General features: G+C 36.7%; 10 protein-coding genes and 1 tRNA gene. 6 read left to right on the top strand and 5 right to left on the bottom strand.

Annotated features, from left to right (window positions below; genetic code table 11):
* Window positions 1-147: 147 nt before the first annotated feature.
* Window positions 148-480 (bottom strand): hypothetical protein, encoded by a 333-nt coding sequence (locus tag Q0V26_RS03320; protein WP_297476844.1) that lies wholly within the window; start codon window positions 478-480, stop codon window positions 148-150.
* 246 nt (window positions 481-726) lie between these two features.
* Here Q0V26_RS03320 and Q0V26_RS03315 point away from each other — a divergent pair.
* A tRNA-Ser gene (locus Q0V26_RS03315) sits at window positions 727-817 on the top strand.
* A 362-nt stretch (window positions 818-1,179) separates the two neighbouring features.
* Entirely contained in the window at window positions 1,180-1,608 is a 429-nt protein-coding gene (locus Q0V26_RS03310; protein WP_297476842.1) for a hypothetical protein, read from the top strand.
* Here the strand turns inward: Q0V26_RS03310 and Q0V26_RS03305 are convergent.
* The gene (locus Q0V26_RS03305; RefSeq protein WP_297476840.1) at window positions 1,605-1,751 is read right to left on the bottom strand and encodes a hypothetical protein; all 147 of its coding nucleotides are present in this window, start codon (window positions 1,749-1,751) and stop codon (window positions 1,605-1,607) included. The genes Q0V26_RS03310 and Q0V26_RS03305 overlap by 4 nt on opposite strands.
* Window positions 1,752-2,478: 727 nt before the next feature.
* On the bottom strand, window positions 2,479-2,772 hold the full coding sequence (locus Q0V26_RS03300) for a hypothetical protein (protein ID WP_297476838.1): 294 nt from the start codon (window positions 2,770-2,772) through the stop codon (window positions 2,479-2,481).
* 535 nt (window positions 2,773-3,307) lie between these two features.
* On the opposite strand from Q0V26_RS03300, the gene Q0V26_RS03295 reads away from it, so the two are divergent.
* Complete coding sequence (locus Q0V26_RS03295; protein WP_297476836.1) at window positions 3,308-6,646, top strand: Ig-like domain-containing protein; 3,339 nt, start codon at window positions 3,308-3,310, stop codon at window positions 6,644-6,646.
* Between the two features lie 129 nt (window positions 6,647-6,775).
* Here the strand turns inward: Q0V26_RS03295 and corA are convergent, their stop codons facing one another.
* Together corA and Q0V26_RS03285 are read right to left on the bottom strand one after the other, a co-directional pair.
* On the bottom strand, window positions 6,776-7,729 hold the full coding sequence (gene corA, locus Q0V26_RS03290; protein WP_297476834.1) for a magnesium/cobalt transporter CorA: 954 nt from the start codon (window positions 7,727-7,729) through the stop codon (window positions 6,776-6,778).
* Between the two features lie 691 nt (window positions 7,730-8,420).
* Window positions 8,421-8,660 carry a hypothetical protein gene (locus Q0V26_RS03285; RefSeq protein ID WP_297476832.1) on the bottom strand — a complete coding sequence of 80 codons (240 nt, stop codon included), beginning with the start codon at window positions 8,658-8,660 and terminating at the stop codon, window positions 8,421-8,423.
* 948 nt (window positions 8,661-9,608) lie between these two features.
* Here Q0V26_RS03285 and Q0V26_RS03280 point away from each other — a divergent pair.
* From Q0V26_RS03280 to Q0V26_RS03270, 3 genes are all read left to right on the top strand, one after another.
* Window positions 9,609-10,814, top strand: coding sequence for an acyl-homoserine-lactone synthase (locus Q0V26_RS03280; RefSeq protein ID WP_297476830.1), 1,206 nt, complete (start codon window positions 9,609-9,611; stop codon window positions 10,812-10,814).
* Window positions 10,807-13,737 carry a response regulator gene (locus tag Q0V26_RS03275; protein WP_297476828.1) on the top strand — a complete coding sequence of 977 codons (2,931 nt, stop codon included), beginning with the start codon at window positions 10,807-10,809 and terminating at the stop codon, window positions 13,735-13,737. Before Q0V26_RS03280 ends, Q0V26_RS03275 begins: the two co-directional genes overlap by 8 nt.
* Window positions 13,738-14,395: 658 nt before the next feature.
* A complete protein-coding gene (locus Q0V26_RS03270) occupies window positions 14,396-15,775 on the top strand; it encodes a D-alanyl-D-alanine carboxypeptidase family protein (protein ID WP_297476826.1) in 1,380 nt (459 codons plus the stop codon).
* Window positions 15,776-16,042: the final 267 nt, after the last annotated feature.

The following is a 16,042-nucleotide window of genomic DNA, read 5'->3' as shown; positions in this document are numbered from 1 at the left end:
ATCTGTCAATGCAAAAGAATCATTTAAAATGCATGTTATGATTTATTTGTTTATTATCATTGTATTAGTGGTTTATTTATTTTGAACCGTCAGTGAGTTGGCGGTTCATTATTGGAATCAAATAAATGGAGGAGAGGATGAGAAGTGTTAATTAAGGTTAAAAACCAGCGCAACGATAGTAATTAGGCTTACTGCATTAAGTGCTGAATAGAGAATTGTTTTTGGCATGCTAAACGCCAAATTATTAAAATCCCGTTTTGAGCCAATAACGGTAATCGTTAACGGTAATACAACCAATAAGCCAAATATCCAACGGATAGTATCAGTGATGGCGTAACCTATTTGAGTTTCAGCAACAATAAAACCTAGAATAGACAAAAGGAAGGTGGTGAGTGAAATTGCAAAGGTTCGATTATAGGAATCCATTAGCTGAGCAAAAGCTTGGTATTCTTCTTCCGTAAAGTCTGGTTTGTTTGCCATGTGTTTTTCAGTCTAATAATGAGATAACTATTTCTATTATAACGGATCACTACTGAGATAACGAAAATAAAGATAGCAACGCTAAAAGAGAAACATAGAAAGTGTGCATTTAATAACCACAGATAAATGGTTTTAGTTATCTAACTGTATCTGTTAGGTGAAATATATTAAAAAACGTTTTAAAATTAATCAGTTGATCGTTTTTGAGTTTACAGTAGCTAATGTGAATTGTATTATACGCCGCATGGAGAGATGGCTGAGCGGTTGAAAGCACTGGTCTTGAAAACCAGCATACGTTTATAGCGTATCTAGGGTTCAAATCCCTATCTCTCCGCCAAATTCTTAAAAAGCCAACATTTAAATGTTGGCTTTTTTTCGTCTAAGTAAAAGTAGCAATATATTTAATTGGCGCAATAAAAGCGGGTTCAAATCCTCTAATACCCAAATCAGCTCCGCCAAATTTAAGAAAGCCGTTAAGAATTTAGCGTTTTTTTGTCTGAATAAAATAGTGATGTATTTAATTGGTGCAATAAAAGTGGGTTCACATCCTCCAATACCCAAACCATCTCGGCTAAATAATTTGGTTATTTGACTGGTACTATAAAGTGGGCCTAAATTTTCGTACCTCGCATTTAAAACAGATGAAATACCCCATTATCTATGTGAATATAGGTATTATTTATTTGGAAAATACCAATAATGACTTTTGAACAATGGGCTTTTGTTGCTGATCTTTATACTCCAATGATTGTCATTATATGCGTTATTAGTATGGTGAAATTAAGACGTGAGCAGGGGATGAGAAGTGGGTTATTCGCGTTGAGTGGAGTCTTGCTCTCAACGGCTTTTATTTATGCAGTTATGTTTTTTGATAATGCGTTGGGGATGTGGCCGGCATTTAATTTGGATTACAGTACCCATACCGCCATTGCGCTTGTTTTTATTGGCTACTTTCTTGTATATACCCCAAAATTAAGAGGGGGGATGGTACTTTCTATGGTGGGTTATGCCGCTTTAATGATGCATCAGAAGTACCATACGTTAAGTGACATTATTACTACTACTGCCTGCGTTATACCTGTGATATGGTTGTGCCAATATAAATTCGCTGTTATTGCTAAACGTTAGTTTTTCTTAGTAATAATAACGTAATTGAATAAGATTAATCCGAGTACAAAACAACCAAATTGAAAAGTGGGCAATACTGTTGCAACGGAACCGATAAGTAATCCTGAGCCTAGCCCAAGTGCAATTTTTTGTCGGGTATTCATTATTAAAATCCTTTTTTAATCATGATTTTTTTCGGTAGTATGTGAATTGTATTTTTCCTCCTAAGACACCTAAATATCCAAAAAATAATGGTTTATGATAAGAGGTGAGTTTTTTATATCAGGTATCGGTATGTGAATAGATAAGCTAGTTACATTATTAGTGCTGTGCAGGGATTAATTACATCAATTATTGGGATATAAGCGTTAGTTGCTGTTTTTCTCAAACCCGCTGTAGTAACAGCGAGTACGGTATGAATATTGAGTGGTAATAATCGATGATTAAAGAGTAGGCTATTGTTAGCCTTAGTCTGTTAAGATTTCACTTTCATTAAAATAAAGACTGATGATATCGTTAAAATGTGTGTGCTCACAAATGAAAGGTAATTTAATATCAATAGCCTCATATGGACTCAGCAGTAACCATTGACCATCAGTCGTAACTTTCCAAGTGATACCTTCTAGTTTGATATAGATTTTGAGCTGCATCCTTTGTTTTATATTATTTGTTATGCAATTGTGATGATGAGTGGTTGGTTGCTTTATGGTATCGAACATAAATTAATCTTCAATTGATATTTAAAATAATTAATACCTTTAATGATAAAATTGCCTGTAAGGCATTATTTATATGATTAAAGATGTTAATGAAATCTTTTTAGTATCAGCTAATAAAAAAGCTAACAGGGATAACTGTTAGCTTTTTAAAATAAGGTGTTAGCGAAGAGGATTAATCTTCAAAATCAACAATCAATTCATCTTCTAAATAATCAATAAGACAACCTAGTGCGGGAGCAGAAACAATATAAGATGTTATTTCAGCAACTTCAGGTGTTGCTAATTGTAATACATCTAATACTGTATGTTCTGGGTTATAAGCAACATCAAATTCTTTGGCAATGGTGCAACTGTCGTTATATTCATCAACAGATAGCTCAATTTTACCATTGTATTCTCCAATATCCGTATCAAAATTATCAACTAATATTTCGATCATAGCTTCATAGTAATGTTGGTAATCCATTGATTTTACCTTAATCTCATTCGAAAAAATTGCTATCTAATACGTTAGGTGTACTGCGCTATGTTACCTTATTTTAGAGTGACAAAAAGCCTTAATCTTTAATAATACGGTATTCATTATTAAATGATATTAAGGAATGATTATTGACGTTATATGTCTTATAAAAAGGCTGACATAAAAAACTATATTTTAATTAAGAATGAAAGCTATTAGTAATTAGAAAAGCATTTATAAATCGACACTTTTATTCTACATAAATCTTTTATTTAGCAGAGGTAATTTCTGAAAGGTATGTGTTTTTAGTGTTGTTACATTTATTGTAACACTTTAACTCTTTGTTACACAAAGTATTAGTTAATCTAGTGATAGCTATAAGATTAAGTTGTATTATATGCAATCATATGGTCAGTAACACTTCATTAGTAAAAACAAAATACTAAAAATAAGTAAGTTGTACGGAATACAACAATGATACTTACTATAAGGATAAGTGCTTTAGGTTTGTTAAAACGAGTGAGTATACTTAGGACGTTAAGTGAAAAAAATAAATAAAATAACAGCAGCTATTGTTAGCGCTATTCTTAGTGGTAATGTTTACGCAGCTGACGCTCGTATTGTTTCTTTTGTTCCTGGAGAAACAATAGTTCAAAATGGTGATATGGTTGCTTATAATGGCGCATGTTTTATTGCCAAAAATAATCCTGGAATATGGGAATCACCAAGCTCTGATTCATGGTTTTGGGAGTCTGCTGAATGTTCTGATGAGCCCAATCCAAACCCGACTCCAGATCCTGAACCAAATCCGAACCCGAACCCAGATCTTGATGGTATTATTCCTTTCATTCCTGGTGCCACACAAGTCAAAAATGGCGATGTTGTCTCCTATAACGGTCAGTGCTTTATTGCTCAAAATAACCCAGGTATATGGGAAGCACCAAGTGCTGATTCATGGTTCTGGAAGCTAACAGAATGTTCTGATGAGCCGTTGCCTGAGCCTGATGTAACAGAAGTATCTATTTTATCGCCAATAGCGGGTCAGTTGCTGAAGGTTAATGAAGCGATTGTAATCAAAGCCAATATTGAGGGTGAGTTAGCATCTAAAGTTGAGTTTTGGGTTAATAGTACTAAATTAGCTGAAAAAGCAATCACTCAAAATACTATGCTTTACTCTCAAACTTGGACGCCAAGTGAAGCGGGTAGTGCTGTTATTAATGTGTTTGTGTTTGATAAAAATAATCAAAAAATAGAACAAAAATCAGTTTCTGTGAAAATCGAAGCTGAAACTAATGAAGATTTTATTGCACCTGTGGTGAGCTTTACGTCTCCAGCAAATGGCTCAACGGTTAATAAAACGGATACTGTCTCTATTGCTGTTAATGCCTCAGATGTAGATAAAGACTTAACAACAGTGGTTGTTAATGCCAATAATCAACAAATTTGTAGCTTTGATGCCGCTGTAGCAACTACATTTAGTTGTGATTGGCAGCCGACTCAATCTGGTAGCGTAACACTGAGCGCTATTGCAACGGATGCACAAGATCTTTCTTCAAACACAAGTTTAACTATTACCGTTAAAGAAGAAACCGTAGAGCCGCCAGTAACACCACCGGGTGGGTTGTGTGAAGAATTTAATGTTTACCCTGACTGGACGCGTGGCGATCATGCAACAGGTGGCGATATTATGGTGCATAACAATATTGCTTATTCTGCTATTTACTGGACCCAAACAACGCCTGGTAGTGATAGCTCATGGGCGCTGCATCTAAATTGTGATGGCTCTGAGCCGGGTACTGCACCACTACTTTCACTACCAAATCCGATGGATCCTGTTCGTTTAGAAGTTGCAGGTTGGCCAAATACATTTGTCGTTGCAAGTCCATCTTCAACGGCTCCTGCGACATTAACTTTTGAAGCAAGCAGTAGTGCAGATTTAACCAATGTTGATAAGCTAGCAGCATCGTTTGTATCGATGATTGAAACAGCGACTCAAACGGATTCTGCATCGATTATTATCAGTAGTGATGTGCTCGATAAGGCAACGCAAGACAAGACTTTATTATCACAAAATATTGCGGCTAAAGAAGCACTAATTAAAGCGGTTGATAGTACGGGTAGTAACATTGATATTGATGCGATCAATGCACTAAGCAATGATCTACAAGGTTGGGTACAAGCACATAACCTTATTGTATCGACATTAGCACCAGCAGCGACATTTGGTTGGTCTTTAACGATTGGTGATTTTGCCTTTAATACTCATTCAGGCCGTCAGTCAGTATGGGATTCAGCGTCTAATCATACGGCTGATCTATTAGATAAATTAGCACTTTATAAAGCTGATAGCGCAACTAAAGCTGATTTTGTTGTGTTCACTAAATCAAGTGCAACAGCGCCATTATCAAGTGATCAATGGCATAACGCGTTAGAATACGTTAAGCAAGTGACTGATTTTGTAAAAACGCCTGCGATGCTGGCAAATATATCAACAGAGCAAGCGGCTAACTACTTTATGGGTGATACAACACATAAAGCACAACTTCGTAAAGCTGCTTACAGCAATGTTTTTGCGCTATTGTTTGATAAAAATAGTACTAATTTAACGGCGAAAATTGAATCTTACCAAAATGCTAAAGTGCCACTGTACTATGTTGGTAAAGAGTTAGAAAAAGGTTCGTTAACCCGTATTGAAGTACTTAACCGTGAGTTAACTAGTGCTGCTGATGTGATGGATAACGAAGTGTTCCTTTATGAAACACCACAATCACAATGGATTCCATCTACCGTTTATAAGTGGGATGATTTCCTTGATGGTCTAAATGCAATGCATAACATTGGCGTTGCAGGGAATAAATTCTGGCTATTAAATGATGAAGCAGATGATACAACGAACATCACTTACGCTAAAGTTGCGATTGCTGCATTCTTAGCTCAAAGTATGCAAGAAACTATTCGTTACAATGCGTGTGATGAGAATAACTGGTCTGAAGTTAAATATGGCGCACCTGCAGACTATCCAATGTCAGCAAGTTGTGGTCAGCTAGGACAGAAATATGCAGATTATGGTGTAAACCCTAATTCAGGCTTAGATTACGCATATTCTTGTCCTCGTGATAACAAGATGGAAGTGAGCGCGTTAACGCATGCTAAATGGTATGGCGCGCCAGCTCCAGTATTTGCAGCACCTAATGCGGTATTAGAAGAGCGTGGTTTGCTGGTTAATGGCAGTGTTGGTCGTTGGACTAACAGCGGTCACTGTAATGATGTGCCAGAGAAAGTGGATACCTCAAAGCAAGTGTGGGAACGCGATACGTGTAAAACGTATGTTGGTCAAAAAGCAGGTACATTCCTTTGGGATGGTAGTAGCCAAGAGAGTGTTGAAGGTTGTGGCTGGTGGGGACGTGGTGTTATTCAAACTACGGGTCGCCAGAACTTTGGTACGCTTAACCATTACTTAGGCCGCTCACATGTTGATCCTGCAACGATTGGTCAAACAATTGATGGCGTAACCGTTGAAGCACCACCGGCAAACCCATTGTATGCTGATCTGGATTTCTGTTCGAACCCAGGCTTAATCTGTAGCTCTGAAGAGAACAAAGAAATCAAATGGATTGCAGGTTTATTCTACTGGGTTACATCGGTTCAAGCATATTCTGATGAAGGTGGTCAATATGCAGATTGGAATTACTATAACGAACTGAAAAAGTACGTTGATGGTGGCCTAAAAGGGACTGATTTTATTGATGATGTTTCAGGTATTGTGAACCGTGGTTGTCCAGACTCTGTTTGTTCGACTGGCGAAGTGCATAATGCCAAAGAGCGTCAAGCTAACTTTAAGCTAGTGTTAGAAAAGTTAGGTCTAAACCCACAATTATAACGGTTAGCAAATAACAGTTATTTTAGACTGTCAGTCAGTGACGATTGACGATAAATACTAAAGAACCCTGCTTTGAAGTAGGGTTCTTTTTTTACAATAATCGGTTGTGTAACAAAGATTAATAGTGGCTTATAGCCAACCCTTACGTTTGAAGAATAAGTAAGGTGCAAACCCCGCTAGCACCATCAACCCTAATGCATAGGGATAGCCGAGTTCCCAATGAAGCTCAGGCATAAACTTAAAGTTCATACCATAACTTGATGCAACCAGTGTCGGTGGTAAAAATACAACCGATACCACAGAGAATATTTTAATAATGCGGTTTTGCTCAATATTGATAAAGCCCATTGCCGCATCCATTAGGAAGTTAACCTTTTGGAATAAAGATTCATTGTGCGGTAGCAAAGAATCAATATCGCGTAACACTTCACGAGCTTGTTCTAATTCAATTTCAGGTAAACGCGCTTTGCGGACTAAAAAGCTTAATGCTCGCTGAGTATCCATTAAGCACAAACGTATTTTCCAGCCCGCATCTTCTTGTTTTGCAAGATGTGATAAAGCCTGATCAAAATTAGCACCGGGTTTGTTGCCGCCTAAAATGGTTTTACCAATTGATTCTAGTTCGCTATAAATATCTTCAATCACATCGGCAAGTTGCTCTATTTTTGTTTCAAATAGGTCAAGTAGTAATTCATAAGCATTGCCTTGCTGTAAACGCTGCGTACGCGCTCGCATGCGGTAAAGACGAAAAGCGGGTAATTCACGTTCGCGTAAAGTAAATAAACGACCATCACGAATGGTGAAAGCGACGGTTGCATTGCTTACATAATCTTCTAGATCTTCAAAATAAAAAAATGAGTGAATGTGTAAGCCATCTTCATCTTCAAAAAAACGCGCACTGGCCTCAATGTCTTCTAATTCAGGGCGTGTAGCAAGGCCTTGACCAAGTTCTTGTTGAACCCGTTCACGCTCTGCTTCATTGGGCTCGATAAGATCAACCCATAATGCTGATGAAATAGGATCTTGATCGTCTAAATCTAAACGTTGTAAACGTAGGTCGTTTAATGTGTATGCGTTCAGCATGTATTATATCTCCACTAATGGCGATGATATAAAGAACACTTTAAAACACGATTTGAGGCTGATAAAAACAGCGTCGACCAATGCAAAACTGGAATAATAAGATTTAAGCAGAAGCAACGAATATTAGGAAAGTGCATGCTGACAGTTAAACATTGTCAACTTACATACCAAAGCAGAAGAGGACAAATTAACGGAGAAAAATCTCATTCCAGTATCGACTGGGTGTGTTCAAAGCGGTGTCCTCTCAAATAATGGTATGTGCATGTTACGTCTGACTGTAAAAGGGTTCAAGTTATGCTATTGCAACATTAGATTTTCCTTTAGCTGTATTAAGTCAAAACTTATTCATGCTTGATTAAGGTTTATTAATATCAGTTTAATTGTTTGTTAATTAATTATAATGAGAATTTGTTGTTTTGCGTTATTAAATATGGAATTAAGTGGAGTCGTTGTTATTTATCTTTAAATATTCCCTCTGAAAGCGATATTTTTCATTAGCTATAGTGAATATTTGCGAGAGGGGAGGATTAAAATAGCTCATTGTTTCCTGAACAGTTTGATAGTCTAAAAGACATTTATGCGTGCTATTTTAGCTGATGATACTCAAAAATAGCACGTAATAAACGAATTCGGCCTCAAAAGTTGCTTTGGCATAACAGCATCGAAGCTATTTAATTAACTCGATTAAGATTTAGCTTTTATCCGTATTGTTTTTCTGCTGCTTTAGTCGATCGAAGTCGTTTGAACCGCGCGTTAATGCCTCTAAGCACTCTGGAGAGTTAGATGCTTTGCGATTGATTATTTCCATCGATGTGGCATGTATTAAACGTTCTTTCATTTTTTTAGTACCTGAGTACCCGAAAGCGTTGTGGTAGCACAGTTCAGAGGTGCTCATGCTCTTGACCTTAGCCGCTGCTGCTTGACTCGTCATGCCACTTCCAGCACAGCCAGATAGAATGAGGGTAATTGCGACTGCAGATAATATTTTGATGAGTAGTCTCCTTAATCATTGAGTACTTTATAGATTAAGTTGAACAGTTATTAATAAAATCGTCAAATTATCAATATATAGAGTATCGAGGAATATTGACATTTGCCAAATGCCGCAGGTTGAATTACGATTCAATACGATGAAATAATAAAAAGTCATATAAAAACAAAGATATAAATTGAAAATAAAATATAGTTTAATATTAAGGGTAAAGAAAATTAACGTTTTAAAATAACGAAGTGAGTGCCAAAATAAAATGATTAAATAACAATAAGATTAGATCTATTGTTATATCAATTTCTAATTAAAATTAAATGTAAACTATTTACATTTAAGTGCTTGTTGTTTAATGCTGATTGTAAAGTATTGTTTTTTTTAATTGTTTTTATTGGTGGCCTTTTTTGGGGACAACCTAAAAAGTGCAAAAAATAGACCTTTCATTAACGATGAACAAATAAACGGTGTTAATTTTTATTATTCTAATTCATTGAACGATTTAATTTTAATACTTACTAAAATTGTCACTATGGCGACAATAATCGCCATATCTTGTAACATATGCCTGTGTCCATACCTCGTCATTCCCTACCGAGAATGCCCGCAAGGGCGATAGGGAATCTACCATCCGCGCGTTGAAGCGTTATTTTTCCATTGGTGTTTGTAATGCTTAATATTGAAGGAATAGCACCTTTCATAACCTATGAAACCGAGAGTGAGAGCTGTAATGCAATTAAATTTATATGACTTGAATCACATTAAATGAAATCGTTTAAGAAACAACAGGATTGGTTAATAAATAAGATTGTCAAAAGAGAAAACATAAATAGAATGAATGCATAATTTTACTTTTTGATATACATATTAATTATGAGCCCGATTGATTCTTTAATGACTTATTTTCCAATAAAATCAGCTGATTTTCACTCTTTGTCTCAAAAGCAACTTGGATTAGATTTTATTCATACTTATATTCATCAAAATGGTGGATGTGACATTTTCTCAAAAATCGTATCCCATCGTATGGCACAGATCCAAACCTGTGAAAATTATAGCGGAAATTTACACCAAATATTTACCAGTGATATAGCTAATCAAATTTGTGGTTATGAGCCCTTAGATGGGCTACCAGCGGTCTACCTTGATATAGAGAAACTCGCTATTTCTCTATTCGGTAATATTTTATATTGCTGGGCTGAATATGAATCATATAAAATTATTAGCCGTGTACAACAATATCAAAACAACCATATGGCGGCGCTAAATAAAGTACATACATGTGCGCCAAATGAGTTTATTTCAGAAATTGTAATGCATATTGAAAAAGATGAACGTCTATTTATGACTCATCATTATAATAAACCAATGCTTCTGTCTGATGCGATTGTTTTAACCAATATTGAAACATTCATAAAAGAGCAGCACTGGTATGAAATGCTGTACTATTTAGAATTATCACAAAAAGGCCAACATTTTATTATGTTACAAGGTGATGAAAGCGGCCTAGCAATCATTACTTCGACCGCATTGCTTCAGGGATGGGAGAAGCGAGACAATTGGCTGACATTTGATCCATTTTTCCAAAATAACGGCTGGCAGGTTGATATAAATGAAAAGAAACTGAATATGCTACGTCAGACCAGCATATTTTCCGATATGTTTCATTTTACTCAAACCCCTTCCTGTGTTCTTGAATTTGAGCTTTTGCTCGTAAAGTCATTGATTGATGAAAAAGCTATTTGCGAGATATTGCGACTGACGGTTAGTGGATCTTCGGCCAAACGTCAGTTTTTCTTATATCAGAGCCAGAAAATGCTGGCACAGAAACTGAGCGAACAGGGTAACACCCTTGCATTGACTATTATAGAACAACCTTCAATGATCTTATTTTATCAAGCCTTAAATAGTGAAGGGCATACTATCTCTCCTTATATTAACACTTCATATCAAGATGTTAATTCAAATGGAATAATTACTTACAAGGGGCTATGGTTGACTAAAAGTCTCAATGAACTATTCCAGAAAAACAGTTTTAAAGACTATAAGAAAAAGATCATACAGATGCGTAAATCTACAAAAGAGATAACAAATGTCTGAGATGTTATACCTGTTTCTATCCGAGCCACGGGGAGTATTGCTGTTTTTCGCGGCTGGGATTATTTTGGCTTGGTTGGGATATTTCAGCTTTATCTTATTTACATCTCGACCGGGGGCAAACAGAAATGTGTATTACCCTTACTTAACTTACTCAGTATCAATCTTTTTATGGATACTGTCTAACGCATATTTTCAGTCGCCACTGCTCACTTACTATAGCGAATCAACTGCTGTTACCATGGCGCTATTCGCTAATTTAGTTTCTTGCTGTGCATTTATTAGCGCATATAACTTCTCTTGCCACCTAATTTCAATACAGCCAAATACAAATTTATCGCTATACCAGAAGCTGTTCATTGGTATCACATCAATTTATATCTTGATTATAAATGGGTCTCCAGGTTTAACCGTTAAGCATGTAGATATTGTAGCTCCGAGTGACTTTGTCATTATATTTGGCCCGCATACATCGTGGCTTTTTCTGATCGTGATGTTATTGCTGGTTCTTACATTCCGCAATTTTTTGATTTATAAAAGATCGGGGTCACAACTTATCCAAATAAAATCCATGTATATGATATTGGGCGTAATTATATTCATGATATCGACACTGATAGTACACGTGCTCATTCCTTTTATATTTGATGATTTTTCATTGACATGGTTACCACCTACATTGGCAATTTTTGAGATACTGTTAATTGGCTATGCTTTGTTGTTCAATCGGTTTTACTCGCCACGATATATCGCCTCCCAATTTATCAGTCATCTGACTAATGTGGCACTTTATTTGTCACCCTACTTATTGATAATAGCTATTGGCTATGAAGATAACCCTCTGTTAATTGGACTCTGGATCGCTCTGATCGGGCTAGGATGGAAAACATCATTATCTCGAATTAAATTATTTACAAATCGAATATTTTACGGCTCAAAAGGAAATCCATCGGAAAATATTCAACGTGTTATTGGTCATTTTCAGTACTCAACGGAATACGGCCTTGGTCGACTGAATGAATTACTCAATACTCGCAGCGGACAAATTCTCAATATTACTACCCATTCTGATCTTGCAGCTCTAAAGATCTATTTTGAAGGGAAACACTCTGTACTGGTAAAAGATGAATTGGAATTTCAGATTCAGTATGAAACGCATACAGAACTTAGTAATATTAGTCAGCTTAAGCAGGATATGGATGCTAGCAATTCTGCATTAATTTTGCCTATAGTGAGTAAAAATGGTGATATATCTCACCTTTTTATGGTATCAAAAAAAGACCATGATAGTTTGTTCTCCAGTGAAGAAATTGAGGCTCTACAAGTTCTATTTGAACAAGCTAACCAATATATCCGTTCAGAAGAACAAGTAAGGAAATCACAAGTATTAGCGGGTTCTATCGCCCATGAGATCAGAAATCCATTATCAAAAATTCAATACCATTTTGAGCGTATTGATGCTGATTTATTTAATGTCAGTAATAACTCGGTACATCCTTTTTTAAATGAACAAATGAAAGATTTCTATAAAGAGCTAACGGAAAGTAAAAAAGCGGTTCAGCTTGGTAGCCGATTTATTGATATTATTATTGATGAGATTAAAGGTAATAGCATTAACCCACAGACATTTAGTGCCCATTCAGCTAGTCGATTAATAGAACAAGCGCTAAATGAATATGGTTTTGCTGGAGATTCTCATCAAGCTAGAGTAATAGCTAATACTCAAAATGATTTTCAATTTTTGGTGAATGAGACCCTATTTAGCTTTGTGATATTTAATTTAGTTAAAAATGCAGTTCATTATTTTTCACAATATCCACAAAGTACACTTTCTATTCAACTCGAACGAGGAGAATCAGAAAATTACATCATTATTACCGATACGGGGCCTGGCATTGCTGACAGTGTTATTCCATATATTTTTGATGAGCTTTATACATTAGGAAAAAGTAATGGCAGTGGACTTGGACTGGCATATTGCCGTCGTGTAATGAATGCGTTTGGGGGCAATATTCACTGCCAATCAAAATATGGCAGTTATACTCGCTTTACATTAACTTTTCCTATTATCAATGAAGAACATATTCCTGATAATTTGTTCAATGAACTAAAAGAAGCATTAACTGGTAAACAAGTTCTTGTGATGGGTCAAAAAGAGAATACCACACTCATCTCATCTCTACTTTCTGGCTTTAATATCCTTGTATCTACCTTTGATAACTGGGAGAGTGCAGCTAAGCATATTATTAATAACAAAGTGGATTTTGCGATTTATGATCTTTCTTTATCGCCAACGCAATTTGAAGCATTTAAGAACATCCGTTCGGGTGATTTTGGTGGCAACGTACAAAAACTACCATTGATTGCATTGTCCTGTGAAAACACAAAAAATATCCATTTTGACACTAATATTTTTCAGGGTGACTTTAAGGTCAGTGACAGCCCGATGTTATTTGCTCAATCATTAAAATCATTGATCGACAGTGGATCACTCAAACCCCTAGGGCACTTGATTGGAAAACGTGTATTAGTTGTCGATGATATGCAAGTTAACCGAATGTTGGTACAAAGCTATTTAACTAAAGAAGGGATCACTGTACTACAGGCTAATAGTGGGAATGATGCATTACGTATCGCCGAGCAAGAGCTACCTGATCTCATTTTGATGGATATTCATATGCCAGAAATGGATGGACTGGAAGTGACTCGAATCCTGAGACAAAAGGGCTGTAATATACCTATTATTGCTCTGTCTGGTGAATATTGTAATAAAGTAACAAAAGACATTAATCAATATATGAATGATCATCTGATGAAACCTATTATTCGCCAACAACTGATACAAAAACTTCAGTATTGGATTCCTGAATCAGAGGCTAAGGAAATGATTGTAAAACGAGATGTTTGTATTAATCACTCCATATAATGGTGATTTTATATAAAATAAGTATGTGAGCTTAAAAACTAACATAAAATAGTAGTCAGTTTTATTTGGTTACTACAGTGTTCAAACGTCGTCATTCTTTATAGTGAATGCCCGCGAGGGCGATAGGGAATCTACCGCCCGCGCGTTGTAGAATTATTTTTTCATTGGTGCTTGTAACCCTCAAGCTCGCGTGAATCGATTATGGGTAGCCATCATTTCTCTATTTCCAAAAATATATGGCTGTCCTATGTTTCTTCTAAAAGAATTACTTGCCGAATTTTATGCTGCATAAACATCATTACCGTTCAGGTTTCTATAAAGGATCTGCTGGTAAGATGGAAACAGACAATATACGAGAGGCTATAACCAACATGAGGTTTAAACGATCCGCTGAGTAAAGCAGGACTTAATCATCATTTGGGTATAGCTATCAACGGGATTAAGGTTATGTTCGCATAATGATCGGAACATCATTATATAAATGCGATTTGTAACCAAAGTCATTGCAACGCTGATCAAGAACGAAAAAGCACTCACCATTTTTGTGGTAGTGATGGATAGACTCTGCAGGGCATTAATTACTCAGCGAAGTCAGTATTCTATCTAGTCGCTTTTTTATATCGCGCTTTTAGTAAGTAACTGTAAATTAAATACTCTTATGATAATAATCAAACAGCTTTCATTAGCAGCAACCATCGCTGCATTATTTACCTCCAGTACCGTATTTGCCGCACCTAGCAACGATGCAATGAACACTATGCCTAATAGTGAGTACTTCGCGGCAACGCAATACAAAGCAGCTCAAGCTCCACTTAATAGCTTTGGTGCTATTGATGTAAAAACCAGTATTCCAGAAAATATACAAGTGCCTTCTGCACCCGTAGGAGCTGGTGGTAATAATGGGATTCCAGAAACACTGGTGCAAAAATGGGCTCAGGCAGGAATATTCTCACCTCAAGTTGAAGCACGCGCTTTCATTTTAATGGATGCCAATACGGGACAGATTATTGCTGCTAACGATGCCAACATGCGTATGGCCCCAGCCAGCACCACCAAGTTAATGCTAATGTACATTGTTGAGCAAAAACTGGCCGACGGTGTAATCTCACTAGACTCAAAAGTACAAGTACCAGAAGTAGCGTGGCACACGGGTGGCTCAAGAATGTTCTTAAAGCCCGGCTCTTTTGTTTCAGTGAAAGATCTTATCTCAGGTGTCATTGTTGAGTCGGGCAATGATGCCGCTGTCACTTTGGCAAATTACGTAGCTGGCTCGCAATCTTCATTCGTTGCAATGATGAACGCGACAGCTGTTAAGTTAGGCATGCACAATACCCACTTCACAACTGTTATGGGCTTGCCAGCGCCAGCACATTTCTCAACCGCTTATGATCTTGGGCTGCTTGGACAGCACATCATGAACGACTACCCTCAATACTTTCATTTTTTCAGTCAAAAGTATTTTGAATACAATCATATCCGTCAACCAAATTTCAATCGCTTATTGTTCACTTACCAATATGCGACGGGCATGAAAACAGGCAGTACAGAAGCGGCGGGTTACTCACTGGTAAGCTCTGCTGAGATACCCAATAACCCAATGAAATTGGTTGGCGTTGTTCTAGGCACAAAATCACTGAATGATGTTGCCGCTCAAAGTAAGGCACTATTCAATTACGGTTTCCATTTCTTCAAGCAAGACACCTTGTATACAGCAAACAGTAAGCTTTCTGAACAAAAGGTTTGGGGAGGAAAACAAGATACTGTCTCTTTAGGCCTTGATAAGCCACTAACCTTGGTTCTTCCTTCCAGTGTTGACGAGAAAGGTTTGGTAACTAAGTTTCAAATTGACCGTGATATTAAAGCCCCGGTTGATAAGGGTGAGAAATTAGGTGAAATTACCGTAACCTATAAAGACAAAGTTATTCAATCAAAGCCACTTGTCGCGCTTAACAGCGTTCAGCAAGGCGGCTGGTTCACTCGAACCTGGGCAAGTATCTCACTGTATTTCCACAACTTGCTAGCATCTTACGGTCTGTAAACGTTAAAACAACCGCAACAGCCATCATACAAATAAAGCCAATACTCTTAGTCGAAAGTGAATAAGGTATTGGCTTTTATTTGGATATAACAATGCTCATAAAAATTAAAAATAATGGCTGTGTCCAAATGCCGTCATTCCCTACAGTGAATGCCCACGAGGGCGATAGGGAATCTACTACCCGCGCGTTGTAGAGTTATTATTTTCGTTGGTTTCTATTAATGCTCCAATACGGGCTGAATAAATCATGAATAGTCATCATTTCTT

The sequence above is a fragment of the uncultured Photobacterium sp. genome, assembly GCF_947039875.1.
GTDB lineage: Bacteria > Pseudomonadota > Gammaproteobacteria > Enterobacterales > Vibrionaceae > Photobacterium.
This window is presented reverse-complemented; position numbering and strand designations above follow the sequence as displayed.